This window comes from Desulfobacter vibrioformis DSM 8776, from assembly GCF_000745975.1.
Taxonomy (GTDB): Bacteria; Desulfobacterota; Desulfobacteria; order Desulfobacterales; family Desulfobacteraceae; genus Desulfobacter; species Desulfobacter vibrioformis.
The window spans coordinates 1-26211 of sequence record NZ_JQKJ01000019.1 but is presented as its reverse complement, the minus strand read 5'-3'; the positions used below and the strand labels follow the sequence as shown (position 1 = coordinate 26211).

Below are 26211 nucleotides of genomic sequence, written 5' to 3'. Positions count from 1 at the left end.
AAAGATGAGCATCGGGAAAAAAATAGTGTTTTCCGCCACAGCCATGGTTTTACTGGCCATAGTGCTGACGGTTTTCGGGGTCTTGATTCTTTTGAACCAAGGTCTTGAAACCCAGACCCGGGAACTGATTACAGAGCTTGCCGACCAGTCCGGGCACCGCCTGGAGACCGGGAAAAAGCTATTGCTCAACGCGGCCACTTCCCACATCCTTCAGATCAACCGGAATATAATAGATATCAGCCGGAATAACGGGACCAAGATCAATATCGCCACTGGCCAGTGGAAGGCCTTGTTTGCACGTATGGCAGCCACCTGCCAGAGGGCGGATATTGACTTCATGGTGGTTTTTGACACCCGGGGAAGTGTGCTGAGCGCCTATCCGGGTATCATTGACCAGGCCTGTCCGGAGGCAGATTTTAAAGCCCTGGATATGGGGTCATACTTCCATCAGGCCATTGCCGCCAGGGACCTGACCCGGACCGGTGCGGTGGCGTTATTCGAGAAATGGGACACAGATACCTGCAAGGGCTATGCCCTTGGTCGTGACAGCGCTCTGATGCTCCTGTCACTGGCTGTGATCCCCAACGAATTCATGGACGAACCCCTTGGATATGTTTTAAGCGGCACCACCGTGAACAGGTTGTCCAAGCCCTTTGTTTTTTTTTCCGAAACCACAGGTCAATTGTCCATGGTTCTGGGCCAGGGAAGACCCCTGATCTGGGCCGGTATTCCCGACAGCCGGACCGAGGTTGAGAAGGCCGTTGGAGCTCTGGAACCCGCCGCCTTCCAGAGCAGCGGCTTGATAACGGATCTGTTAAGACCAATACCCATTGGAAAACAAACCTTCCATATCAGGACGTTTCCCCTTGAACCGCTTTTTTCCCAAATAGGAATCGGCGTATCCAGCGCCTTGTCAGACTACTGGGTTCTGGTGGGAGAGCCTGCGGCTATGATCCGGCAGGCCAGCGATAAAATCATAACCGCAGGAGACGCAACACGGAACCGGATTTTGGTGACCACCCTTGTCATATCCGCCATGGTCGCGGTCCTGGTGATCATCCTCATGGGGTTGATCAGTCGAAAAATTGCAAATCCCCTGGCCATGGCTGCCAGGATGTCCAACCGGATCGCCTTGGGCGACCTTACTCCTGTTCTGGATGAAAGCGCCCGGGATGAAACCGGCATTTTGGCCCGTTCAATGAACCTGATGGTAAAAAACCTAAAAATCCTGGAAGAACGAAATACGCGTCAGATAAGGATTATAAAAGACAGTGAAAAAAAGTTCAAAACCCTTTTCAATACCTCCCACCATGCCATTGGACTGATCAGACGGGCCAATGGTCTGTTCATGGATGCCAATGACAAATTCTGCCGGGTCTGCCAGCGTTCCAGGTATGAGATTATAGGAGAAAATCCGGAGCAATTGGGATTCCAGTTTGAGGATAGCACCTTGTCGCTGCTTGAAAAACTGGTCCGGGAAAGCAGCACAGACGGGTGGGAAATGGATATTATGGTCAATGGGGCATCCTGCATCAAGATTCTGTTTTACAGCGTGCCCATTCGGATTCAGGAGGAAGACTGCTTTCTCATTGAATTTGAAGATATTACGGAGAAAAAAAAGCTGGAAAATCAGCTTAAGCAGGCTTTGAAAATGGAGACCATTGGAACGTTGGCAGGCGGCATTGCCCATGATTTCAACAACATTCTGGCCATTATTTTAAGCAACACCGAGATGGGCTTGGATGAGCTTGATCCCCATCATCCCCTCCGGGAATATCTGGATGATGTAAAAACGGCCAGCCTCAAGGCCAAGGCCATTGTCGCTCAGCTTCTCAGCTTCTGTCGGGGATCATCCCCGGTCCTCCAGGCCGTTGACATTTCACAGGTCATCCGGGAATCCATCAATTTTCTGCGCTCCAGCATTCCAAGTTCGGTTCAAATTTTCCATGATATTCAAGTCGCCGGCCTGTTTGTCCTGGGCGATTCCATCCAGATCAGCCAGATCATTATGAATCTGTGCATCAATGCCTATCAGGCCATGGAAGACCTGAAAGGATCCATAGAGATCAGGGCCTGCATTACGGATCCTATCCCGAATCAGGCTGTCAGCCATGGGACGTTTAAACCGGGTCAATACGTTAGGATCGACATCTCAGATAACGGTGCCGGCATTCCACCCACCATTCTCAGTCGTATCTTTGACCCCTATTTCACCACCAAGGGCGTGGGCAAAGGCTCGGGCATGGGATTATCTGTGGTCATGGGCATTGTCAATAACCATGACGGGGTAATTCAGGTAAACAGCACCCCTGGGAAAGGATCATGCTTTTCCATTTACTTCCCCCTGACAAAACACCCCCCTGAGCCGGAGAATACCTCTGAACTCTTTGGTGTTAAAGGCGGAACCGAAACAATTCTTATCGTGGATGATGACAAAAAGCTGATCCAAATTTTTAACCGGATGCTCACCCGGATCGGATATCGGGTCAAGGCGTTTACCGATCCCCTGATGGCTGTTGAGGCCTTTGAATCTGATCCTGACATCTTTGACCTGGTACTCACGGACATGACCATGCCCGGCATGACCGGGGCTGATTTCATCCGGGTGGTCAAAGCCATTCGCAACGATATCCCTGTGATGGTCTGTACCGGCCACAGCGCTCTCATGGATGAACAAAAGGCACGTGAAAGCGGTGTCGCCGCCTTTGCCATGAAGCCTATTTCACTAAAAGAGATGTCACAGGCGATCCGGAAGGTTTTGGATTCCACGGACGTTCTATCCTGAGGGCCATGGCCCTCAGGCCTGCCTGGGTTCGTCATCTTTGCCCAAACGCGTTTTACCTGATCAATTGGTCGGTTGTTTGCTCAAACAACGGCGCTGGATCCACCAGTTGCCCCTGGGCAGATATGGACAGATGAAGGTGGGGACCCGTGGCCCGTCCCGTGCATCCGGCCCGTCCGATAATCTGCCCCCTTTTTACACTGTCCCCCTGAAACACCTCGAATTCACTCAGGTGAAAGTATAGCGAGATGACACCGTTGCCGTGGTCTATATATATGGCGTTACCGGCATAATAGTGGGATTCGGCCAGGATCACCCTGCCGTCTGCCACCGCTTCCACAGCCGTGCCTGGGGGGGCCCTGAAATCCAGTCCCCGGTGGGGATCCTTGGGTTTGCCGTTCAGTATCCGCTGCAGGCCGTAAGTGCTGGTAATTTTCCCACCCACGGGCTGATGAAAAGGCAGTTGCCAAAACCGCTGGTCTGACCAGGTGTTTTTGGCCGTCTGGGTCCGGATTCTTTCGGCCTTGATCCGCGCCAGTTCAGCCCCGGGAGGATTCACCATCTTTGACGGCAGCGTCAGCTCCTGGCGGGGATACGACCGGGCAACAATCGTCACTGACCGATGCCAGACCGTCTCCTTTCCCCCTGACCAGGCCCGGATCAAAAGTGGCTGGGGGCCTGACTTGATGGTGAGTACATCTGTTCCCAGCATGGCAATTGCCACATGACGTTGGTTCCACTGGGCGACTGACGGGACCACCACCCGGCCCATCCAATGGACAGAAAGCCTGTCAAAGGCCCGGGCAGATGTCAACCGAACAAGGAAAGGCTGTCCCATGCCCGCCTCTTCCGGGTGGGCAAGGACGATGCCTTTTGGGCCATCCGTGCGGGATTCTGCCTGGCTGATGGCAGTGATCACAAGGCAAGTAAATAAAACCGCTGCCAAGCGTTTCATTATTTAATATAATTCCATGCTTTAAGCCGCTTATACGCATACTGGGTGTACTTATTTGACGCATAATTGACCGCTTTGATATATGCCGCATATTCCCGGGCTGCCGGCTGTTGTCTGTCGGCCATGTCAAGGGCGTAACCCTGGTAAAAGGTTGTCTGGGGATTTCCCGGCAGCAGCCTGGTGCATGCAGCAAAATCCGCATGGGCCTGCATGGGTTTCTTTAACGCCAGATTGGAAAGTCCTGAAATATAATGTCCCTGGTTTTCCCCGGGGGAAAGCTGTTTGGCAAGGCCGGCATGGTATGCGGCCTTCTGATTTTTTTTTCTGATCAGCATGCACTTGGCTGTCATCACCTGGGCCGTATAATCAGTGTCCTTTAATCTGAGTGCAGACATCAACGCACTCTCGGCCTTGTCATACTGTTCTTTGGCCAGGAACTTATCTGCTTCCTGGAGTTTGGCGATCATGGGTTTCAGCGACCTTAAATTTGCTGTGTGGTCCATATACCGGTCGCGGTAGAGGCTCTGGGAATGGGTGTCCCGGTATATTCCGTTGTCCCTGTTTCTGGCGGCGTCCAGCCGTTCCCGGCTCATGGGATGGGTGGCAAACAACATCTGGGTTGAACTGGGCTTTGTGGTATTCATTTCGTTGAGCATTTCCATAAGGCCGGTAAACCCTTTGGAGTTGTATCCGGACCGGGCCATGTACTGGTGCCCTAAGGCATCGGCCTCACGTTCGTTATCCCGGGAGTATTTGGAAAGGAACAGCCCCTGTCCCAGGTCCCCAAGCTTCTGGGCCCAATCGCCCAGTCCTGCACCCTGGGTCTCTGCTGCGACAGAAAGGCCTGCCACCAGAATGGACGAGATTTGTCCTTTGGATTGCTGTTCGGCGGTATGCCGCGCATTGACATGACCCAGTTCGTGCCCCAGAAGAGAGGCCAGCTCCGCCTCATTGTCAAGTTCCAGTAAAATTCCCCGGGTCACGGCGATGGAACCGCCGGGGAACGCATAGGCGTTTATATAGGTGGCATTGACCACCTGGAAATTATAGGGCATGTCGGGCCGGTGTACCTGGGGCAGCATGGATTTGCCCACGCCGGAAACATACTGGTTCAGCCCTTTATCCAGGCTTACACCGTAGTCCGAAGAAAATTGAAAGGGCGACTGCTGTTTATCCAGGGATATTTCCTGATCCCGGCTCACAAGCATCAACTGTTTTTTCCCGGTGACCGGATCAATGGCGCATCCCTGGAAAAGTACGGCCCCTGCCAAGGTCACGGCAGTTGCTGTACATCCATACAAAAAGTCCCGCCGGGTCATTGGGGTGCTTTCACTCTGTTTCATAGTTCTCCTGACCGATATTATTATATTGTTCAAACATCGCGTTATTTGATGGGCAGTGCCTGGCAGGCCAGTTCCAGAAGGTGGGCCGCCCTGGCAGGAATATTTTTGCGGTTAAGGCTGTCCTGGAGCTGAATTATGCATCCCGGACAGGCCGTTGCCACAATTTTGGCCCCGCTTTGGGCCACATGCTTGGCCTTTTGGGTGCCGATCTTTTGACTGGTTTCGTAATGGTGTACGGAGAAGGTGCCGCCCAGACCGCAACAGGTTGCCGCATCCGCCATCTCAACATAGTCAACCTGGGGTAACGCGGAAAGGATCTGCCTGGGGGCCCGGGTCAGGCCGTAATTTCGCAGATGGCAGGGGTCGTGGTAGGTTACCTTGACCCGGGCCTCTGACCGGGGAATAGACGAAAGCCTGCCTGCCAGGTCCATATCCATCAAAAAATCCATGATGTCCCGGGTTTTTTGGGCAAAGGGCTGATAGTCAGGTCCCAGGGCGGGGTAAATCCCGGCCAGGGTCCCGTGGCAGGAGGCACAGGCCGTGAGCACATAGTCAAAGGCGTGGATTTTCAAGGCCTTCAAATTTTTTCCGGCAAGGGTTTCCACCGCCTCTCCCGCACCGGCGGACAGGGCGGGAAGCCCGCAGCAGACCTGTTCGTCTGTGAGGGTCACATGGATCCCCATAAAGTTGAGAATACGGACCAGGTACTCACCGATTTCAGGATACAGGTAATTGATACCGCAGCCGGTGAAAAAAAGCACCTTGGGGCTTGTTGAACGGGAAGGCGTCTGCCGGATCTCCCGTTTCAAAAAGGGTTTGAATGACGGTTTGGGAAAGGTGCGCGTCCTGGGGATGCCCGGCAGCGGAAACCGCAGTCTCAGGCCGCTTGTTTCAGGAATCTGGCGGCACAGGAGCCGGGAGGCCAGATCCCCGCTTTTACTCATCCAGTCCATGGCCTTTTTATGCGTCAGCAAGGCAGCTACGCCTCTTCCCAATCCGGACAGCCCATTTTTCTGAGCGACCTCCATGCGGGCCGCCGCCACGATATCCGGGGTGGGCACCTGGTTGGGGCACAGGTGGGTGCAACTGCCGCACAGCAGGCACTGGGACAGGTCATGGATCAGCCCGTCTTCGGCAAAGAGTTGCCCGTCCATCATGGCCTGGGCAAGGGCAATTTTCCCCCGGGCCACACCGCCTTCCTGGTTCTCAGCCTTGAAGACCGGGCATGTGGCCCGGCAGGCACCGCACTTGACACAGGCCTGAAACCACTCCCGGTATTGTTTCAGATCCTTCATTCCATCTCTCCGGGAGGCGGGCAGGCAGCGTCTGGAAAAATTTTGCCCGGATTGAGAATATTGTGCGGGTCAAGGGCTTTTTTAAGTATTTTCATGTAACGGATGGACTCGGTGGACAGCTCAAGGGAAAGGTAGGGGGCCTTCATGATGCCAACGCCGTGTTCTCCGCTCATGGTTCCGCCCAGCTCTATCGTGGCCCGGAACAGCGCCTCAATGGCATGCGCCGCCTTGATCTTCTGTTCCGCATCGGATTTGTCCGCGATGATATTGACGTGGATATTTCCGTCGCCGGCATGTCCGAAGTTCACGATGGGCAGGTTATAAAGGTCGGCAATCTTTTCGATCCGGCGGATCATCTCCGGCAGCCTGGCCCTGGGTACGCAGATATCTTCGTTGTACTTGTCCGGTCCAAGCTTTCTCAATGAGGGGGATACTGCCCTGCGGATCTTCCAGATCTCTTCGCTTTCCTCAAACGTATTGGCTACCCGGTTCTCCAGAACGCCCAGGGATTCAATCACCGTCAGAATCCTTTGGGTCTGCTTGTCCAGAAACTCCCTGTCTCCGTCCACTTCTATAATTAGGGCTGCTCTGGCGGCTTGGGGCATGGACAGCCCGGCGGTCTGCCTGAGACAGTCCAGGGTCCGGCCGTCCATAAATTCCAGGGTGGCGGGAATGATCTTTTCACGGATAATGGCGGATACCGCCTTGGCAGCACCGTCAATGGCATCAAACACCACCAGCATCGTCTTCTTGGCCTGGGGTTTGGGAAGCAGCTTGAGAATAATCTTGGTGATGACGGCCAGGGTGCCTTCTGAACCGCAGAAGAGTTTGGTCAGATCGTAGCCCACCACCCCCTTCATGGTGGTGCCTCCGGTTTCAATACGGTCGCCTGTGGGCGTCACCACCTCCAGGCCGATGACATAGTCCTTGGTTACCCCGTACTTGACACACCGGGGGCCACCTGCGCATTCGGCCACGTTTCCCCCCAGGCTGGAGACTTTCAGGGATGCCGGATCCGGAGGATAAAACAGCCCCAGCGCCTCCACGGCCTTTTGGAAATCCCCGGTCACTACACCGGGTTCCACCACGGCCACAAGATTTTCCTGGTCAATGTCGAGGATACGGTTCATCCGGCTCATGCCCATAACTATCCCCCCGCAGACCGGCAGGGCACCGCCGGTGAACCCGGTGCCGGAACCTCTGGGGTAAACCGGGATACGGTGGTGGTGGGCAAGTGTCATGATCCGGGATACGGCCCGGGCATCGGCGGGATGCACCACGATATCCGGAAGAAATTGTTTGCGTGTGGCATCATAGCTGTGCAGGATGCGATTGGCCTTGTCGCTGCTGACAAATTCAGAGCCGCAGATCTCTTTGAACTCCTGGATCATTCTTTTTGATATCATAGATCAGCTTCCTGATTAAAACCGGATAAATTTCCATTCTTTTTACCGTTTGAGCGGCCTTGTCTTTTTTTTAAGCGCGTGAATGGCTTATGGCGGATTAGTGTGTAACTCATTTAAATATATAGCTTTATAAGGTTGAATATAATTTAGGTCAGCTCTTTTAAATTATCACTCTTTGGGTGGGTTGTTAAGTTTTAAGTTTTAGGTTTTAGGAAATAAAAATTTCTATTTTCTGGACTACTTTACAGGTAATGTCATAAAGTTAAGATGATATTCAAATTTAAATCGGGGTACAAATCATGGGCAAACTGAGCTCGAAAATTTAGACACCCCAGGACAAAATTTTATATGTTGAGCATATCTTTTACATTAATGTCGATGCCAAGAACCCCGGCAAACCGGTCATTTTCTTTTAAAGGGATAGACACGGTAAAACAAAACGCCTGGGTTGCAGCAGACCGATAGACCTCTGAAATAAAGGTGTCACCCGTGCTGGCCGGTGTGGTGAACCACACTTTTTCCCGCCAATTTTTTTCATACCCCTCCTCCAGCCCTTCCTGATCTGCCAGTGCCCGGGCATAAATATTGGAAGAAACCTGCTTTCCCGCAGCGTCTGTGACATAAGCCAGCTCCGCAAAGGGCATCCGGTCCAGAAGGCGAACCAGTGCCGCATCCCGATCTTTTCTGGAACCTGCCCGAATTGCCGCTTCTTCTGAAGCCTTTTCAGCGGCTTGCCCGGCTTTTTGGTGGCCGGCCAGATGAAACACGCCGGTGCTCAGAACTATTTCGTCACACACGGTATTGACTTGCTCCGCAATACCAAAGATCGTGTCAGCATCCGTTACCTGATCGGCCAGAGCGGCTTCAATTTCAACAACATTTGCCGAAACCTGCCTAACGTCCTCGGCCTGGCGTTCTGCAGCCTCACTGATTTCAGCAAGATTTTCGGAAAGGGCGCCAAACCGGGAACAGACACTATTCAAGGCGGCATTGGCTTCATTAATCTGCTGCTCGCATCCGGTTACATTTTGGGCCACCTGTCCTGCCGCATCCACGGTTCGCGCAATTTTTTCCTGCAAAATATTAAGACGGGTTTGAATATCCTGGGTGGCACTTTTTGACTGGTGGGCCAGGCTTCCAACTTCTTCTGCAATCACTTTGAACCCCCGGCCGTCTTCGTGGCTTCTTGCCGCTTCTATTCTGGCGTTTAAAGATAAAATATTGGTTTCATCAGAGATATTGTTTATCACGTCAATAATGGAACTGATAGAATCCGAGTTCTCTTTGAGTACCTGGATGGCGTCTACTAATACGGTGACCTGTTCTTGAATATCGGAAAAAACCGCCATGGATAGATCCCCTTTATTAAGGGCATGGGTAACCTCTTTTTCGATTCCTGAAAACGCTTGTGTTAAATCCTGGGCGCGATCGGATATTTTTTCTATACCTTGGGAAATCCTTCTGTCAGCGCTTGAGATTTCATTGGCTTTTTCGCTTTGCAGCCGGGCTTTATTTTTAAAATCACCGGATATCCTGAACAGATCCGGCCCCAACGAGGCAAGTGCCACCACGCTTTTCATCGTATTGGTCATTATATGATTCAGTTTGCCAAATACCAGACTGAAAATTGATTGTACTTGGGAATCAACCCCGAATTTGCTTAAAAAATGCTTGTCAGCCAGATTCCAGGTCTGATCCAGTCGCTTTTTAATCTCTGCCATATTTGTATTTTTTGATCCAATCGGTTTTTCTCTCATAAACCCCAGAAACATGATCACCTCCTTTTGGATTAGCTTTCTTCTTCTAATATGCAAATTAGATACCAATAATATGCAATTTAAATACCAAATCATAAGATAACTAACACATTGATATTATTTACTTTTTAAATTTCAGTTGGCGATTCTTTTTTCTTTCTTACAATTATCGGTATATTTTCCCTAATAAAATTTCATAATTGTCATTTCAGCTCAAAGAGGCCCAAGGACCGTGGTCAGGCTTGATGGAGATTGCTGCGCCGCAGGCTCCGGCTGAACTCATGTACCTGTATTTAAATATCTTGCATACGTATATGTATAAGCCTATCATGCAACTCAGTCTTTATGTAACTGATTAAAAAGGACTTAGCGATTGAGAAAACAGCAAAGGGACAATTTACTGATCACTTTTCTCAAGGAGAAAGAGATATACAAAAAACTTGCTGAGTACATTGTCCGGCTAATAAGCGATGATCCTTCAGCACCAAAGGAAAGTATCCATACGATCCTGTATCGAATCAAAGGTGAATCAAGGCTTATTGAAAAAATCGACCAGGAAAATGCCTGTTCTGACCCTGATAAAGCGCCTGTCACACACAAAAATTTTTATGAAAGAATTGGGGATATAATTGGCGTTCGGATTATCTGTCTGCGCCTTTCTGACATTGTAAAAGTCGAAGAATATCTTGAATTTCTGGTTGAAGAGAAAATACTAAACTTTTTACAAGACCCCGATTATAAGAGATCATTTGTTTTACCGATAGAGCCTGGTGAAGCTGCCCCACAAGATATCAATCTTCAATATAGCGGCTATTCTTCAATTCATTATCAGGTCAGACTGGGCGAGAATTCAGATGCAGGCGACGTGTTTAAAAAAATTCAGATTGAATTGCAATTGCGGACAATTCTTGAGGAGGCATGGGGGGAAATTGACCATAAATACAGATATAAATACACCCGAATCGGGGAATCACTTCCGGAACATATACATTCAGGGTTTTATAATCTAAGTGCTTATCTGCAGGCTGCCGCCATGCAGGCCGAGCAATTGTGCCGGCAAGTAGAGGCGCACCGGGCCGCAGGGGCACTGACGGCCAGTGGAAAGAGTACGCTTTCAAGCGATCCTGACCATAGGGGAAGAGAGAAAACCACTGGTTTTGCTGACCAATTGAATGTTCCCCCGGCGCTTAAATCGGTATTGGAAGAGACTTTTGGGTTTAAAGTGACAGACAGAACGCTTGCGTATATCATGAAGCGGCTCAATAAATTAGGATACTCCCAGCGCTCTAAGCGTTTTTTTCGGAGAATGTTCAAAAAGCGCCGGCTGAATGATTTTCGAACTATTTTCCAAGAAGTTTTGAATAAAGAACCATTCAAGGACAGCAACGCCATAAACATTGATATCATCAATGCGGTAAATTTTGCATTTTTTGATGAGATCGAAGGCTCAATGGTTGCAAAGGAAGGATTGAGATCCACGTTGAAATGGAGAAAAGATCGTTGTCGTTTTATGAGAAACTAGAAACAAGATACAGGAAACAAGAGGGCGAAGCGTCTGGAGCGCTTATTTTAGCCCCGCATTGTCGGTGTTTTTAGTTTCATTGTTCGTTGTGGGTTTGCGGCCCATGGGGAGCATTACTGCTCAATTTAAGGATTGGTTAAGGAGTCTCTAGCATGTGGTTAAACGCATCCTGTCTGATTGAATTTAAAATATCGGTTCCAACCCCATTTCTGCTGATGCTTCGCCCCCGCAGTGGATGCCAGCAATGGATTGCCCGTGAAACGTATATTCTGTCCCCCAGCGTACCGGCGGTGGAGTTCACTGATTCGTTCGGCAATCTGTGTCAAAGAATAGTTGCACCGGCCGGGTATTTTTCAGTCAGTACCTCCGTTGATATCGAAACGGCAGAGGCCGCCGATACCGCGCCGGGCGCACCGTTTATCGAGGTGCAGAAGTTACCGGATGGTGTTTTGCCCTTCCTGTACCCAAGCCGGTATTGTGAATCGGATCGGTTTACACAAATGGCGGCATCGGTGACAACGGGCCATTTTTCAGGATACGATCAATGCAGTGCCATTGTTAATTATATCCGGGATTCGATACAGTATACACCGGGTCTTGGACAACAGATAATAAGTGCCTGTGAAGTCAATCAGCTTGGGTACGGCGTCTGCCGGGACATGGCCCATTTGGGCATTGCCTGCTGCAGAGCCCTGTCAATACCTGCCCGCATGGTCGTGGGGTACCTTGAGACCCTTGAACCCATGGATCTGCATGCCTGGTTCGAGGCATATGCTGGCAATCGGTGGTACACATTCGATCCGACGCAATCCGATCTGAAAGGCGGCCGTATTGCCATCGCTTTTGGTCGGGATGCGGCCGATGTTGCTGTCTACACCCAATTTGGCGATCCAGTGGAATTATTAAATATGAACGTTCAGGTTCAACGCCCGGTTGGTGAATTTTCCGGATTGCACGGGCCTGGATCGCCGGCGCATTGGGGCTGAACCGGAGGCGCAGCACTTCCTGCCCAAAACGTATTCCATCTCCGGTAGGATCTGCCGCAGTTCTGCACATGCCCGCCTGTCCGATCTGATCCATAATTACGGTTCAAAATGACTCTGGATTTATCGGTACCTTTGGCCTGCGGGAATCGTTCCCAAACGAGGCATGTATCAAGAACGTAATTTGTATGATATGATGCCGGAAAAATTTTCACAAAGAGGAATCCTTAATGCCAGGTAAAAAACCAAATTTTAAAAATGTATGGGATCATTCAAAACAGCATGCAGGCAAATTAAGCAGACCAGAACTTAAGACCCGTATCAAAATCGGAAGATATAATCGACTGGTCGTTCAAGCCGGGTCAGATTTTGGCATGTATTTAGGCACTGAAGATGACCGGGTTCTTCTGCCCAATAAATATGTTCCAAAGGGCCTGTCAATTGGCGATTCCCTTGATGTGTTTGTGTACACTGATTCAGAAGACCGTCTGGTGGCAACCACTTTAAAGCCTGCCGGTGTGGTGGGTGATTTTGTTTTTTTAATCGCAAAAGACGTTGCTCCTTTTGGCACCTTCATGGATTGGGGACTGGAAAAAGATTTGCTGGTGCCCAAAAATGAGCATCAGACCAGGATGGAGCCCGGGAAAAAATATTTAGTCAAAATCTGCCAGGATAACAGAACACACAGGGTTTATGGTACAACCCAAATTTCTGCCAACTGTGATAAAAATACCCGGGATCTGAAAGTCGGACAGCAGGTTGATTTAATGGTTCATTCTATTACGACCATTGGGATCATGGCTGTTGTTGATAATCGATACTATGGAATGATGTACTTGAATGAAACCTATCAAAAATTATCTATTGGGGATACGTGCAAAGGGTATATCATGCGGATCCGTGAAGACGGGAAAATTGATCTGAGCATGAAAAAACCCGGGTATTCATCGGTTCCCAAATCTGCGGAGGTTATTTTATACCGGCTAAATCAATCCGGAGGGTTTATCCCTTGCCATGATAAAAGTTCTCCTGAAGCGATCCGCAAGCGGTTTTCCATGAGCAAGAAAGAATTCAAAAGGGCTGTGGGAACTCTGTATAAAAAAAGAATGATCGAATTAAAAGACAACGGGATTGGCCTATTAAAATGAATAGAAATGATATTTTACGCAGGATTAGATATATTTTTGATTTTAGTAATTCAGATATGATCGCAATTTTTGAACAGGCCGGGCAGCAGATGTCACGGGTCCAGGTCATTGACTTGCTTAGAAAAGATGATGATCCTGCCTGTAAAAAATGCACGGATACAGATATGGCGGCGTTTTTGAATGGATTGATCAATCATAAACGGGGGAAAAAAGAAGGCGCTCAACCTGAGTCTGAACAGACATTAACCAATAACGCTATTTTAAAAAAGCTGGAGATTGCTGTAAACTTCCAGGCTGATGATATGGTCAGGGTCCTATCCTTGGCAGGTTTGCGAATCAGCAAACATGAATTAAGCGCTTTTTTCCGAAAACCCGGGCATAAGCATTACAGGGAATGCAAAGATCAAGTGTTACGTAATTTTTTAAAAGGACTTCAACTTGAGTTAAGGCCCGGAACGGATAATAACTCTTCCGACCCCTGGGGCAAGGGACCGGGCAAAAAATAAATCTCCCAATTTTGTTTGCTTTTTTATGTCATCCTTCAGGGCTTGACAGATTTTTGACAGATGATGCTTGTGATGATTTTAAAATTCTTCTTGTTTGCCCATAAGATAGCGGCGCGCCAATTGTTCTTCATCAATTCCGTTCATATCATACCCAAAAGTCTCTGCGATTGACAGTGCGCAAGGATGCTTATGTATGATTCTCCAATCCTGCCATACTGGAGAAATATACTGAAATTTATCTACCCTCTGAGATTGAAAACTCAGACTTTTTTCATCCACAGGCAAATTCAGGAAGTCGAGAATCTCAGAGATGTCCTGATTTTTAAACATATCTTCATATCGTATATGCAGCCATGGAACATTCAGACGATTCTGCAGTTCCAAAGCAAAGGCATGCACCTCACTCCAGTAAAACAAACACTTTTCAAAAGGGATCAGCTTATCCCACACCTCACAATACTCTTTAAATCGGGTTCCAGGATCAAACGGTGACAGAAGAATTTTTTCCGGAATGTGTGATAATATCGGTTTCTGAAATGCAGAGTGAGTTAACCAGGAACAACATGTTGGCACCGGGTGCCTGGTAAGGTGAATAATCCGAATACGGGAATCAAAACGTTCCGCAAGGTATGGGATTGTGCTCCAACTTGGATGACCACATTCAATATATGGCTGGATAGCTATTTGCGCCTCAATATCTTGCATGTGGCTGAGCACTTCTGACGGCAGTGAATCAAGGGGCTTTTTTAAATTAAATCTCTCAAGTGTCTTACGAGACTCATAACGGCTCTGGAGTGGTTCGTGTTCAACAGTAATACAGTCCGAACATAAATTTGACAAGGCCGCAGCAATCCATTGCGTACCGCAGCGTCCGGTTGAAATTATAAAGGCAGCGAAGCTCATGTATCTTTCTTAGCATGACCTGCTGGAAAATGCTAAAAGGAAAAACAAAACCCATTCTGATTTATGGTATTTCAAACAAAAAAAGGAATAAACCGCCAAATTCTTCCGCAGTTCTATTTCACCCCGGCGTTGGCATTCAAACGAATCTGGCGAATGGTTTTCATCAAAAATTCCGCAGTCACCGGTTTTTCCAGATATGCCCGTATTCCTATGGCATAGGCTTTTTCTCTGGAGAATGACCGGCTGTACCCCGTTAAAAGGATAATGTCCATATCCGGACGGATGGCAAGGATCTCCTTTGCCAGGGCATCTCCCCTCATTTTCGGCATATTCATGTCTGTGATCACAAGGTCGTAATCCGCAGGATCCACGCAGAATATCTTTACCGCCTGCTCACCGTCTTCACACGCCTCAATCCGGTAGCCGTAATGCTGAAGAAGTTCTGCCGTGGACTTTCGCACATCTTCTTCATCCTCGACAAGCAGCACCTTTTCCGTACCATGCAGAGAGGCTGCCTGCTCCGGGACTGCAACCGTGGCAGGCAGGGGTCTGGTACTCATGGGAAAAAAGAGTTGAAACCGGGTGCCTTTTCCCGGCGTACTGGCCACATCAAGGAATCCCTGGTGCTCCGCCACGATGGAATGCACAAGTGTCAGCCCCAATCCCGTTCCCTTGCCGTGTTCCCTGGTGGTAAAATAGGGTTCAAATGCTTTTTCAAGCGTATCTTCATTCATACCATGGCCGGTATCAATCACCTCGAGCCGGACATAAGCGCCATCGGGAATCTGACAGGAAAGTCCGGCTTGAACCCCAATATCGGGAAAGATAATGTCCGTCAGCGTTACCGTAAGGGTCCCCCGGACTTCGGCCATGGCAGCATAGGCATTGGTACAAAGGTTCATGACAATCTGATGCATCTGGGTGGCATCTGCCAGGATAGTCGAATGGGATTCAATTTTTTCCCGGATTTCAATGTCGGCGGGTAAAGCGGATTTCAGCAGTTTTAACGCCTCCTTCACCACGATCCTGATTTTGATGTGGCTTTTCCGGGGACGTGTCTGTCTGGTGAAGGTCAATATCTGCCGAATCAGGTCCGCGGCCCGTTGCCCGGCCGTAAAAATATTGTCCAGGCTGCCCAGAATATTATTTTGGCCCTGGGCATCCATCTGTGCCAGTTTGGTGTATCCGAAAATACCGGATAAAATATTATTAAAATCATGGGCAATGCCGCCGGCAAGCCGCCCCATGGCCTCCATTTTCTGGGCCTGATGCAGCCGGGTCTCCATGAGGTGCTGTCCGGTGGTATCCTCAAGGCAAATCATTGCAAAACTGTCACCACTTGCCGTTACAGGAAAAACAGCGACCCGGTGAAAAAGGGTTTCTTTGCCTTTCCGGCAGGCAACCGACTCCAGCCGCAGGGGAACAACCTGTGTTACGGCCCGGTCTATTTCATCCAGGCTTTTTGCATCGCAATGCTTCAGCAATTCCTGGTATGACGTCGCACAAAAGGCTTTTTCGTCACCAAGGTATTCACAAAAAAATGTTTTTGCCTCCTGGTTCAAAAACATGATGTTCCCGGTCCGGCTGACCCCGATAAGCATCAGGGGCATGGCATTGATGATATTATTCAGGTAGGTTTTTGCTTTTTCGATTTCATTGGCCTGGTTTTCGATCTGCTCAAAACTTTTTTTCAGCCGCCGGGACATGAGATTAAAGGCTGCGGCCACTTCTGCGAATTCATCTTTGCTGTTGATCTCTAAGGGTTGATCAAATTGCCTGACAGATAAATTTCTGGCAAATCCAATGATTTTGTTCATGGATTGAACCACCCCGGATGCGATGACCATGGCAATGACAGCGCCCAATGAAACCAGCAGGACAAAGGCAATCAGAATTGTGACGATTGTTTTTCCCAAAGCAGTTTTAAGGGGGGAATGATCCAGGGCTGCGTAAATCTGAAGCCTGTTGAAACCGTTTTGTGAAAAATCAACCGGAACGGCATCAAAGGTATAATCATCCTTAAAAAGGGTAATTTTCCCGGGCTGTGTCATGTCTGTGGGCGTCCGGATACCGAAAGGAACGGATTCAAGATCCTGTCTTTCAGTAAAAGAGGACGTAACCGGCCGGCCGGCATCAAAAAAAGCAATATCCACACCGCACATGTTTTTAATGGACCGGGCAAATTTATTATTGATCCGGTCCCCCACGCAGACAGCGCCCACCACCATGTTTTCCCGGTTTGCGTGAAAAACACGGCAAAAGGTTTCAAGCAGGAAGCTGTCGCCGTTTTTATGGACCATTGTCACATCCGTGCCGTGCAACACATCCGCCAAAATTTTTGACCGGGATGAATTCATGACAGGGGCACAGGTTGCAACCTGGTAAAGCAGCCGGCCTGCACGGTCAAATACGGCAATATGATTCACGTCTGATTCAGAAACGATATTATCCGGGAGAACACTTTTTATGGTTCCCACATCATTGAGATAAGCGCCCTGCCGGATTTGCAGGTTATCGGAAAAGAGACGGGCGCATGCCTGGGTATTTTTCCGGCTCAGACAAAGACTGAGCTGGACACGCTTTTCCGCCTCCATCAAATGGGATTGAAAAAATGCATCCGTGCGCTGCCAAAGTACGGTGAGCGTGATGACCAGGGTCAGGCAAAAGGGCAGCAACAGGGATAAAAGAAAAAAAGCCGCCTTTTTTTTAAGTGTGATGTGCTTAAACAAGATCGGACGGACTCCCTGATTTGGCGGTTGGAGAACGGTCACTGGGATTTGTTTCAGTTTTCCCGGGACATGTTTTCCGTGTAATGGAGCATATCCACAACGACCTGGTAAAAGGAGGGATCATGGACTGTAAACGAATCAATCTCAAGCTGTTGCCGGAGCCCCGGATTAATGGCAGGTGTTCCATCTGCAGAACAACTGTCTGAAGATATTGACAAAAGAATCTGCTGTATCTTGTTTATCATTTCCCGGGACACGCCTTTTCCGGCCACCCAGGGTTCATTGGGGATGGGCGGGGTTTTTTCAATAATTTTCAAACAGTTGCCGCACTGCTGCATGGCGTTTCGAAAATTGCCGTCATAGGTTGCCCCGGCATCGGCTTTTCCATTGATCACCCATTGGGTAACATCAGGATGCTCCCCAAGAAAAAGGATTCTGGAAAAAAACGTTTGGGGATCAATCCCGGCTTTCAGGCAAAGCATCAGCGGATAGTAATATCCACTGCCCGATGTCCGGTTGACAAAGCCGAAACTATACCCTTTCAGATCCCTAAGGTTTTGGGCCGGGTTATCTTTTCTGGTAAAAATATATCCATAATAAAAATCAGAAGGATCATCCCCGGAATTGCTCACGGTTGCAATATAATGTACATCGGATTCATGGGTCATCAGGGCTCTGGCATAGGACTGGGAAGAAAAATGCGCCACCTGGATACGTCCGTTGACAAGGTGGGTTAAAATATCTTTATCTTCAAGGAAATAGTTGATGACAAATTGTTTTCCAAGCTTCTCACCCATATAATTTAAAAGTGGGACAAAGGCCTGGTTCATAACAGCCTCGGACTCCAGATATTCCACACCGAAATTGATGACATCGCCTGCCAGAGGTGTCCCGGGTTCTGCACGGCCCAGGGGATTGTCTTGCCCCCGGGCCAATGCGCCATGACTAAAAATACATGCACAGGATATGACTGAAACCGTCAGCAGGAGACGAAGCACCCGGTAATTTTTAATACATGTATTTTTAATCAACTTATTTTCCAGCATTGTTTTTCATAAAAAAGTGCGGCTCTCCACCCTTTCCTGAATTTATACACGGCTCTACTCTTTTAGCCAATCAGGTACGATAATCCAAGAAATATCTTCATGTAAATATGAGAAAACTATTAGATAATAATTAGGATGGGAAACTTTTTTACCTGTTTCCCAGGCTCTTGCTGCGGCATGCCACTGTCCCATGAATTTTATAAAAACGGCCTGCTTTACCGTTAGGCCAGGCAGGTATGGATTGTTAACGATAATGTTGATATATAACCCGGATGGGCCCCAAGCCCGCAACAAAAAAGCAACGGAAAATACCATGAAATTCAAAAAAGTGACTGCCCGGTTTGATGCAGACAATATTGAACTTGCCGAAGAAGTGATCTGCCATATTTTCTTTTCATTCAACCTGAAAGGCGTAATCTGTGAGGTTCCCATCCCCGAACCGGATGAGGGGTTCGGCACCCGTACCCTGAAACTGCCTGAGCACAACAGCATTATCGGGTACCTGCCGGATACGGATGATTCTGATATTATGATTTCCAAAATCAAGGAACGTCTGTCAGGACTGTCTGATATGGCTGTCCAGGTGGATATTTTATTGGAAGTGGTGAATGAAAAAGACTGGGCCCATGCCTGGAAAGACTATTTCAACGTCACCCGGATTACGGACAAAATTGTGGTGAAACCCGAATGGAAGGACTATTCCCCTGCACCCGGAGAGATTATTATCCACATTGATCCGGGCATGGCATTCGGCACAGGCACCCACCCCACCACATCCATGTGCCTGGCCCTTTTGGAAGAACATGTACAGCCGGGCAAAACCCTGCTGGATGTGGGGTGCGGGTCCGGCATACTGATGATCGGGGCTGCAAAGCTTGGAGCGGGCGCCATGACCGGCATTGATGTGGACCCTGTGGCCGTGGATATCACCCGGCAGAATCTGGAAAAAAACGGAATTTCACCGGACCATTTCGGCCTTGGGGCAGCAACTTTGGATCAAACACCTGCAATCCGGTACGACCTTATCTGCGCCAACATCATTGCCCAGGTTATCGTATCCATCATGCCGGATATCGCGGCCCGCATGGCACCGGACGGAATTGCCATCCTTTCGGGCATCATTGAGGAGCGCGTGCCGGATATTTACGCAGCCCTTGGGGCCGAAAACCTCAGGTGCATCCGGAAAATCAACCAGGAGGGGTGGGTGGCGCTGGTGGTTCGTTTGATCACACCTTGATTCCCTGTCATAAACATGGTTTAATCCCCGAATCGTAACACATGGTGCGGCCCATAAAAGAAACAATATTAAGGGACAAGGGGATATTTTGCCGGAGCTGAACATTGAAACCGTAAACCACACAACGGCAATGCTTTTTTCAGGACGGCTGGATGCCCCGGGCGTGGCCCGGTTATGGGATACCGCAGTTAAAACGGTTAACAACCCAGGCCAGGAAAAAATCCGGATCGATCTTGGATCCGTTGATTACATGGACATGGCCGGTGCCACCTTTATCTCCCATTTAAGCCGACTGGCAGGCAGCACACCGGCAGAACAGCCCGGCTTTGTGACCGGGGTCAAAAATGAATTTTCCCCGCTTCTGGAACTGGCCCAAAAATCAAAAAACGACGCAGCAGCCCCGCCGCCAAAGACTTCCTATATTGAAAAAACCGGTGAAGATCTGATTACCTCCCTTGAAGATGTTAAAATGTTCATCACCATGGTCGGAGAGATCACGGCGGCCCTGTTTTCCTGCATAAAAAATCCAGGCCGGGTCCGGTGGGCAGACACCTGGATGGTGGCGGAACGTTCCGGGGTGAACGCGCTGCCCATTGTGGCGCTGATTTCATTTATCGTGGGCCTGGTCATGGCCTTCCAGGCCGCCATTCCCATGCGGATGTTCGGCGCGGAAATATATGTGGCCAACCTCATCGGCATTGCCATGGTCAGGGAGCTTGGGCCCCTGATGACCGCCATTGTGCTGGCCGGCCGGTCCGCATCTGCCTTTGCTGCGGAAATCGGCACCATGAAAATCAACGAGGAAATTGACGCGCTCACGGTCATGGGTATGGAGCCGGTCAGATTTCTGATTGTGCCCCGGGTCATTGCCGCCACCCTGATCACGCCGCTTTTAACGGTATTTTCCAATTTTGTGGGCATCCTTGGCGGTATGGTTGTCATTGTTTCCCTTGGCTACCCGCCGATCGCCTATTATAACCAGGTGGTGGGATTTGTCTCCTGGGAAGACTTTGCCGGGGGCCTTGCCAAATGTTTTGTATTCGGCCTTCTCATTGCCGCCACCGGCTGTATCCGGGGGTATCAGACCCTGAGGGGGCCTTCTGCCGTGGGAGATGCCACCACAAGGGCTGTGGTATCCTCCATCGTTTTGATTGCTGTATTTGACGGTGTTTTTTCCGTAATTTTCTATTATCTGGGCATATGAACGAAACCATTATCAATGTCCGGCACCTTTTTGCCGGGTATAACAACAACGCCATTATGGAAGATCTCAACTTTGATATCCAAAGTGGTGAGGTGTTTGTTATCCTCGGCGGTTCCGGCTGCGGCAAAAGCACGGTGCTCAAACACATGATCGGCCTGGTGCCGCCGGTGTCCGGCCAGATCCTCATCCATGGCGAAGATATGGTAACGGCCCGGGGAAAGGCGCGCAACCGGCTGCTGGCCACCATTGGCGTGGCATTCCAGAACGGGGCCCTGTTCGGCTCCATGACTGTGCTGGAAAACATCACGCTTCCCCTGATAGAGTTCACGGATCTTCCCCGGCAAGCCATTGAAGCCATTGCCCGGGTCAAACTGGATCTGGTTGACATGGGCCATGCCCTTTATCTTCTGCCCGACGAGCTGAGCGGCGGCATGAAAAAAAGGGCAGCCATTGCCCGGGCCATGGCCCTTGATCCGGCCATCCTGTTTCTGGACGAACCCTCTGCCGGGCTGGACCCCTTAACCTCTGCCGAACTGGACCGCCTGATCCTGGAACTGGCAGGGGCCCTTAACATCACCTTTGTCATTGTCACCCATGAGCTCGAAAGCATTCTGGCCATTTCCGACCGGGTGATCATGCTGGGCAAAACGGAAAAAGGCATCATTGCCCAGGGCGATCCCAAAAAGCTCAAAACCGATCCGTCAAATCCATATGTATATAAATTTTTTAACCGGAACCCATAAAACCCCTTTGGAACCCGACCATGACCCAGAAAACCAATTATTTTAAACTCGGCCTTTTTGTCATCCTGGCCTTTGCACTGACTGCGGCCATGTTGATAGCCCTTGGTGCAGGCCAGTTTCTCAAGACAGAAACCCTTGCCGAAACCTATTTTAACGAATCTGTCCAGGGTCTGGACATCGGCTCGGAGGTTAAATACAAAGGGGTAAAAATCGGCGCTGTAAAATCCATCACCACCCCCACAAAGGTTTATGACATTGCCTCAAATTACGTTCTGGTCACCTTTTCCCTGTCCGAAGACTGTTATGTGGGGCAGACCGGAAAAAATCCTGAGGAACGTATGAAAAAAGCAGTCAAAGACGGTCTTTCCGTATTTTTATCCTTTAACGGGCTGACCGGCTCCGCCTACCTGGAAACCGATTATAAAAAACCCGGGCCAGATGACCTTAAAATCACCTGGACCCCTGAAAACCTTTATGTGCCGTCCCAGCCCAGCAACATCAAACAGGTATCGGACGCTCTGAGTCAGGCAATGGAAACCTTGGGCTCCCTGGACTTCAAAGAGATGAAAGAGGATCTTTCAGCCCTTCTCAAGGGACTGAATATCACAAAAGTATCTGCCCAGGCAGAAAGCCTGTTCAAGGAACTTCGCCAGACCAATAAGGACCTGGCCAAAATCCTGACATCCGGCCAGGTCAAACAGCTTCTGGCCGATGCAGGCGCATCTGTGGCAGATTTAAAGCAGATTGTTCAGGAGGCAAAAGTTCCCATCAAACAGACCCTGGCAGATATCAATACGGCATCAGGCAGTTTCAAGCGCATGGCCACCGGCCTGGAACAAGGTTATGAAGGAAAATTGACCAACATGTCCGAAAAAATGAATACAGTCCTTGCCAGCCTTGAAAAAACATCCCGGTTACTGGAAAACATGATCTGGACAAATGCGGATGTCATCGAGAAAACCATCGGGAACCTGGAGGATACCACAGAAAACCTCAACCAGTTTACCCGGGAACTGCGTGAATACCCGGGCAGAATTCTCATGGAGGCCCCGCCTGCCAGAAAAACATCCACATCAGGAAAGGAGAAATAAACCGTTATGAACTGCCATCGCCCCTTAACGCGTTTGCCCCTTTTTGTGATAATGGCCTGCATCTTAACTGCAGCAGCTTTTTTTGCCGGATGCGGGATTAAAAATGATTACACGGAAAAACAGATGTTCAAGCTTTGTGCAGACTGCAACACACCTGCGGCCCAAGGCAACCGGTCAGCAGGTGCCCCGTTGGTGGTCAAGCGCCTGGACATTTCACCGGAATTCGGCGGCGCGGGATTTGTCTACCGGGTGGATCAGAACCGGTTTACCCAGGATTATTATAACAACTATATGACACCTCCGGCCCGTATGATCAGTGATGTGATGCTTGAAGCCCTGGTCAACTCGCCTCAGTTTGCACCGGCCCCCCAAAACCAGGTTCCGGACGATATTTTCCAGTTATGGGGTAAAATCACAGCGCTTTATTGTGACCAGCGCAACCCATCCGCGGTATCGGCTGTGGTGGCCATGGCCCTGAACCTTGACCGGTTGAACAAAGACGGGTTCACGCCGGTTCTGGCAAAAACCTATTCCGCGCAAATTCCCCTGGGCAGCGACACCAGCCCCAAGGGGTATATAAAGGCCCTCAACCGCGGACTGACCGGCATTGTTAACAATATTCTGTCGGATTTTCAAACAATGCCGGCCCCGGCGGATAACCCATAATTTTTTTGAGTTTCTTATTTTGAGTATGCCATATGAAATTTCGACCCTGCATTGATCTTCGAAACGGCAAAGTGGTCCAGATTGTGGGCGCCACCCTGTGCGACAACACCCAGGACAGCCTTGTCACCAATTTTGAAAGCACCCGGACCCCGGAACAGTTCGCACGGATGTACCAGGCAGACCAGCTTTCCGGCGGCCATGTCATTGCCCTTGGCCCGGGAAATACCAAATCAGCCCTTGACGCGCTGCAGGCTTTTCCCGGCGGTCTTCAGATGGGCGGCGGCATTAATCCTGGAAATGCACATACCTTTCTGGATGCAGGCGCATCCCATGTCATCGTCACGTCGTATGTTTTCTCCCAAGGCCGCATGGACATGGATAAGCTCAATACCCTGGTGAATGCCGTGGGTAAAAACCGCCTGGTTCTGGATCTGAGCTGCCGGAAAAGGGACGGTCAGTTCTGGATTGTGACAGACCGCTGGCAAAATTTCACAGAAAAGGCCGTAACCCCGGCCACCCTGGAACATCTGTCCGCATTCTGTGACGAGTTTTTAATCCACGGCGTGGATGTGGAAGGCAAAATGCAGGGGATCCAGGAAGAACTGGTGGTGCTGTTAGGGGAACACAGTCCCATCCCTGCCACCTATGCCGGGGGAGCAAGCCGGTCTGCAGACCTGGACCGGGTAAAAACCCTTGGCAATGGCCGTGTGGACCTGACCATCGGTTCAGCCCTGGACATATTTGGCGGCACCATCCCTTACCAGGAGGTGGTGGCATGGCACAAGAATCAAAAATAATACGTTGATATTTAAGACTATTTTTTATAAGAGCACAAAGTCATGTGCCTTTTGACCCATATAGTGCCTTGCATCATAGGCTGAATAGGCCTGCTGTCAGACCTTTTGCAAAAAACGAACTCCAATAATTGAAATTTTCCCTTGCCTCCCAGGTGGTAGTCAGGATATTTTCCACTGTATCTGGGTTTTGGTTTTCTTACCAACCGGATGAACTCGGTTAAATCATTCAACTTTTCAAGCTGCAAGGGCATCCAGCTATGAAAAAATGAAACGAAAATAAAAATTATAAAATGAATAGACAGAATCTGCCTATTACCATATTGGCCCATTCTGCCTATTTCACTGTTGTGCCTTGAAATTAACCAGGGATAAATTAATTACCAGTAATTTTTGTATGTTATTTGGGATAGTTTTCATGAACGATAAGCCTATCACAGAAATAATTGAAGAACTAAAGGCTCGGTTAGAGGAAGAACAAAGAAAAGCAGTTGAAGAGCAACGAAAAGCAGACAAATACAGAGATGAAATAGCAAACCTCACTATAGAAGTAAAAAAGATAGCTGAAGAAAAAAAAATAGCTGAAGAAAAGACGGCGTTAGCTCAAAACTTTAAGAATTCAAACTATTCTTTGTTGATTAAGGAGCTTTTTGAAGTCCCTTCCAAAGAAGCCAAATCTCAGTCCATAAAAATATTCGCAGCATCTGTAGTTTTGTCTATTCTGATTACCCTTCTATCATCTTTTTATTTTGATGTTAGAAATGGTCAATCACTTAAAATACAATTTGATTGTGTCGTTGCAAATATTGAAAAACTCAATGCAGAAATTGATAGTGCAAACGATAAAATGAATAAATTATTTCAGGAAAAAATATTAAACGTGGATAATGCTATTTCAGAACTGGAAGAGAAAACTGAAAAGATAAATTTTCAAACAATAAAAATCCCCTCGCAAATATGGAAACTTACAACTAAGGTAGAGAGGATTAAAGATGAAATTAATAAAACCAATAAGATAAAAATTGAACAAAAAAACGAAGTGCCATTAATAGTTAATTATATTAAATCTAATGAAAAACTGAACTCTATGTATCCTGAGTTTAGGACAGACAAAAAACAATTTCAAAAAATGTATTGCATATTTTTATATGATATGGGGCGCTACTACAAATCATACATAGATGCATTTACTATTGTAGGGATATCGAAAGATTTTTTTTCTAAAAATGACGTGATGTGCAACTTTTTTTGACAACATGATTATATTCCCGATAGGCACTGATAATATCAGACAGGGAGGATAGAGTTATGTTGTCAATAGAAGATTTTATAATTGAAATATATTGTCGGACAGATGATTCTTTGAAAGAAATTTCCCGGGGTATAAAATTACGCAGCCGGGGTTTTCCTCCTTCGCTATCCGATAGCGAGGTCATTACCATGGAAATTGTGGGTGAATACATCGGAATTGACACCGATAAGGGGATATGGGAATACTTTCGGCGTCATTGGCTACACTTTTTTCCCGATCTTGGTTGCCGGACAACCTTTGCGCGCCAAGCCGCAAATCTCTGGTATTGGAAATTAAAACTTCAGCGCAGGTTTGCAAAAGAATGTGGAGCCTTTGATGACAATATTCATCTTGTTGACGGTTTTCCATTACCTGTATGTCATTTCAAACGGGCTTATTTTTCCCGAATTTTCAAAGGTGATGCCACATACGGATATTGTGCCGCCAAAGATGAAAAATATTACGGATTCAAAGGCCATGTGCTGATCAGCCTTTCTGGTGTAATTTCGTCCTTCACCCTGACTGCTGCCAACGCCGAGGAACGGGATGCCTTGTGGGAAATGCTTTGCGGCATCCGGGGGCTCGTCATTGGGGATAAAGGTTATATAAGCGACTTTCTACATAACGAATTGCTTTTGTACGGCATTGATCTGCAGACACCTTTTCGTTCGAATATGAAAGATGACCGTCCTCCAGAATCCGTCCGAATTATGACATCGGTTCGCAGAGAAGTCGAAACAGTAATCGGACAACTTTGCGAACGCTTTAATATTGAGAAAGTGCGTGCAAGAGATTTGTGGCATCTGACAA

The 26211-nt window shown here is 48.7% G+C and carries 22 protein-coding genes; 13 read left to right on the top strand and 9 right to left on the bottom strand.

All coding sequences use genetic code 11. The annotated features are described in order from the left end of the window. Positions 1–4 precede the first annotated feature (4 nt). Positions 5–2785 (top strand): hybrid sensor histidine kinase/response regulator, encoded by a 2781-nt coding sequence (locus Q366_RS20390; protein ID WP_051958031.1) that lies wholly within the window; start codon positions 5–7, stop codon positions 2783–2785. Between the two features lie 52 nt (positions 2786–2837). Here the strand turns inward: Q366_RS20390 and Q366_RS12765 are convergent, their stop codons facing one another. The 5 genes from Q366_RS12765 to Q366_RS12745 all read right to left on the bottom strand — a co-directional run bounded on the left by Q366_RS12765 (position 2838) and on the right by Q366_RS12745 (position 9553). Further along, positions 2838–3737 carry a M23 family metallopeptidase gene (locus Q366_RS12765; RefSeq protein WP_035239527.1) on the bottom strand — a complete coding sequence of 300 codons (900 nt, stop codon included), beginning with the start codon at positions 3735–3737 and terminating at the stop codon, positions 2838–2840. Continuing rightward, a complete protein-coding gene (locus Q366_RS12760; RefSeq protein ID WP_035239525.1) occupies positions 3737–5080 on the bottom strand; it encodes a M48 family metalloprotease in 1344 nt (447 codons plus the stop codon). The genes Q366_RS12765 and Q366_RS12760 overlap by 1 nt, the downstream gene beginning before the upstream one ends. A 41-nt stretch (positions 5081–5121) precedes the next feature. Continuing rightward, complete coding sequence (locus Q366_RS12755) at positions 5122–6375, bottom strand: (Fe-S)-binding protein (RefSeq protein WP_035239522.1); 1254 nt, start codon at positions 6373–6375, stop codon at positions 5122–5124. Next, positions 6372–7781: an FAD-binding oxidoreductase gene (locus Q366_RS12750; protein ID WP_035239519.1), complete on the bottom strand. Its 1410-nt coding sequence runs from the start codon at positions 7779–7781 to the stop codon at positions 6372–6374. Before Q366_RS12750 ends, Q366_RS12755 begins: the two co-directional genes overlap by 4 nt. A 344-nt stretch (positions 7782–8125) precedes the next feature. Further along, a complete protein-coding gene (locus Q366_RS12745) occupies positions 8126–9553 on the bottom strand; it encodes a methyl-accepting chemotaxis protein (RefSeq protein WP_035239517.1) in 1428 nt (475 codons plus the stop codon). Positions 9554–9911: 358 nt separating this feature from the next. On the opposite strand from Q366_RS12745, the gene Q366_RS12740 reads away from it, so the two are divergent. From Q366_RS12740 to Q366_RS12725, 4 genes are all read left to right on the top strand, one after another. Beyond that, positions 9912–11060 carry a GTP pyrophosphokinase gene (locus Q366_RS12740; protein ID WP_035239514.1) on the top strand — a complete coding sequence of 383 codons (1149 nt, stop codon included), beginning with the start codon at positions 9912–9914 and terminating at the stop codon, positions 11058–11060. Positions 11061–11212: 152 nt separating this feature from the next. Next, complete coding sequence (locus Q366_RS12735; RefSeq protein ID WP_051958030.1) at positions 11213–12046, top strand: transglutaminase domain-containing protein; 834 nt, start codon at positions 11213–11215, stop codon at positions 12044–12046. A 227-nt stretch (positions 12047–12273) separates the two neighbouring features. After that, positions 12274–13191, top strand: coding sequence for a CvfB family protein (locus Q366_RS12730; protein WP_084691820.1), 918 nt, complete (start codon positions 12274–12276; stop codon positions 13189–13191). After that, positions 13188–13697: a YehS family protein gene (locus Q366_RS12725; protein ID WP_035239512.1), complete on the top strand. Its 510-nt coding sequence runs from the start codon at positions 13188–13190 to the stop codon at positions 13695–13697. The genes Q366_RS12730 and Q366_RS12725 overlap by 4 nt, the downstream gene beginning before the upstream one ends. Positions 13698–13775: 78 nt before the next feature. Here Q366_RS12725 and Q366_RS12720 read toward each other — a convergent pair whose 3' ends face one another. The 4 genes from Q366_RS12720 to Q366_RS21320 all read right to left on the bottom strand — a co-directional run bounded on the left by Q366_RS12720 (position 13776) and on the right by Q366_RS21320 (position 18699). After that, on the bottom strand, positions 13776–14600 hold the full coding sequence (locus tag Q366_RS12720; protein WP_035239510.1) for a sulfotransferase domain-containing protein: 825 nt from the start codon (positions 14598–14600) through the stop codon (positions 13776–13778). Between the two features lie 113 nt (positions 14601–14713). Beyond that, on the bottom strand, positions 14714–17329 hold the full coding sequence (locus Q366_RS20385) for a hybrid sensor histidine kinase/response regulator (protein ID WP_051958029.1): 2616 nt from the start codon (positions 17327–17329) through the stop codon (positions 14714–14716). Positions 17330–17382: 53 nt separating this feature from the next. After that, the gene (locus Q366_RS12710) at positions 17383–18360 is read right to left on the bottom strand and encodes a phosphate/phosphite/phosphonate ABC transporter substrate-binding protein (RefSeq protein ID WP_169742964.1); all 978 of its coding nucleotides are present in this window, start codon (positions 18358–18360) and stop codon (positions 17383–17385) included. A 69-nt stretch (positions 18361–18429) separates the two neighbouring features. Next, positions 18430–18699 (bottom strand): hypothetical protein, encoded by a 270-nt coding sequence (locus tag Q366_RS21320; RefSeq protein ID WP_156968173.1) that lies wholly within the window; start codon positions 18697–18699, stop codon positions 18430–18432. Here Q366_RS21320 and prmA point away from each other — a divergent pair. The 8 genes from prmA to Q366_RS12665 all read left to right on the top strand — a co-directional run. Then, positions 18689–19612 (top strand): 50S ribosomal protein L11 methyltransferase, encoded by a 924-nt coding sequence (prmA, locus tag Q366_RS12705; protein ID WP_035239672.1) that lies wholly within the window; start codon positions 18689–18691, stop codon positions 19610–19612. The genes Q366_RS21320 and prmA overlap by 11 nt on opposite strands. Before the next feature lie 88 nt (positions 19613–19700). Beyond that, positions 19701–20816, top strand: coding sequence for an ABC transporter permease (locus Q366_RS12700; protein ID WP_156968172.1), 1116 nt, complete (start codon positions 19701–19703; stop codon positions 20814–20816). Continuing rightward, complete coding sequence (locus Q366_RS12695; protein ID WP_035239506.1) at positions 20813–21559, top strand: ABC transporter ATP-binding protein; 747 nt, start codon at positions 20813–20815, stop codon at positions 21557–21559. Before Q366_RS12700 ends, Q366_RS12695 begins: the two co-directional genes overlap by 4 nt. A 20-nt stretch (positions 21560–21579) precedes the next feature. Next, positions 21580–22650 (top strand): MlaD family protein, encoded by a 1071-nt coding sequence (locus tag Q366_RS12690; protein WP_035239503.1) that lies wholly within the window; start codon positions 21580–21582, stop codon positions 22648–22650. 6 nt (positions 22651–22656) lie between these two features. Beyond that, positions 22657–23316 carry an ABC-type transport auxiliary lipoprotein family protein gene (locus Q366_RS12685; protein ID WP_035239501.1) on the top strand — a complete coding sequence of 220 codons (660 nt, stop codon included), beginning with the start codon at positions 22657–22659 and terminating at the stop codon, positions 23314–23316. A 32-nt stretch (positions 23317–23348) separates the two neighbouring features. Next, entirely contained in the window at positions 23349–24113 is a 765-nt protein-coding gene (gene hisA, locus Q366_RS12680) for a phosphoribosylformimino-5-aminoimidazole carboxamide ribotide isomerase (RefSeq protein WP_035239499.1), read from the top strand. Positions 24114–24528: 415 nt separating this feature from the next. Further along, positions 24529–25362 carry a hypothetical protein gene (locus Q366_RS12670; RefSeq protein WP_156968171.1) on the top strand — a complete coding sequence of 278 codons (834 nt, stop codon included), beginning with the start codon at positions 24529–24531 and terminating at the stop codon, positions 25360–25362. Positions 25363–25418: 56 nt separating this feature from the next. Then, on the top strand, positions 25419–26211 hold a 793-nt coding region (locus Q366_RS12665; RefSeq protein ID WP_051958028.1), incomplete at its 3' end, for an IS982 family transposase.

Bases quoted from the DNA above. Each gene is read 5' to 3' on its own strand.
- Q366_RS20390 (WP_051958031.1), top strand. From the start codon at position 5: ATGAGCATCGGGAAAAAAATAGTGTTTTCCGCCACAGCCATGGTTTTA.
- Q366_RS12765 (WP_035239527.1), bottom strand. From the start codon at position 3,737: ATGAAACGCTTGGCAGCGGTTTTATTTACTTGCCTTGTGATCACTGCC.
- Q366_RS12760 (WP_035239525.1), bottom strand. From the start codon at position 5,080: ATGAAACAGAGTGAAAGCACCCCAATGACCCGGCGGGACTTTTTGTAT.
- Q366_RS12755 (WP_035239522.1), bottom strand. From the start codon at position 6,375: ATGAAGGATCTGAAACAATACCGGGAGTGGTTTCAGGCCTGTGTCAAG.
- Q366_RS12750 (WP_035239519.1), bottom strand. From the start codon at position 7,781: ATGATATCAAAAAGAATGATCCAGGAGTTCAAAGAGATCTGCGGCTCT.
- Q366_RS12745 (WP_035239517.1), bottom strand. From the start codon at position 9,553: ATGTTTCTGGGGTTTATGAGAGAAAAACCGATTGGATCAAAAAATACA.
- Q366_RS12735 (WP_051958030.1), top strand. From the start codon at position 11,213: ATGTGGTTAAACGCATCCTGTCTGATTGAATTTAAAATATCGGTTCCA.
- Q366_RS12730 (WP_084691820.1), top strand. From the start codon at position 12,274: ATGCCAGGTAAAAAACCAAATTTTAAAAATGTATGGGATCATTCAAAA.
- Q366_RS12725 (WP_035239512.1), top strand. From the start codon at position 13,188: ATGAATAGAAATGATATTTTACGCAGGATTAGATATATTTTTGATTTT.
- Q366_RS12720 (WP_035239510.1), bottom strand. From the start codon at position 14,600: ATGAGCTTCGCTGCCTTTATAATTTCAACCGGACGCTGCGGTACGCAA.
- prmA (WP_035239672.1), top strand. From the start codon at position 18,689: ATGAAATTCAAAAAAGTGACTGCCCGGTTTGATGCAGACAATATTGAA.
- Q366_RS12695 (WP_035239506.1), top strand. From the start codon at position 20,813: ATGAACGAAACCATTATCAATGTCCGGCACCTTTTTGCCGGGTATAAC.
- Q366_RS12690 (WP_035239503.1), top strand. From the start codon at position 21,580: ATGACCCAGAAAACCAATTATTTTAAACTCGGCCTTTTTGTCATCCTG.
- Q366_RS12685 (WP_035239501.1), top strand. From the start codon at position 22,657: ATGAACTGCCATCGCCCCTTAACGCGTTTGCCCCTTTTTGTGATAATG.
- hisA (WP_035239499.1), top strand. From the start codon at position 23,349: ATGAAATTTCGACCCTGCATTGATCTTCGAAACGGCAAAGTGGTCCAG.
- Q366_RS12670 (WP_156968171.1), top strand. From the start codon at position 24,529: ATGAACGATAAGCCTATCACAGAAATAATTGAAGAACTAAAGGCTCGG.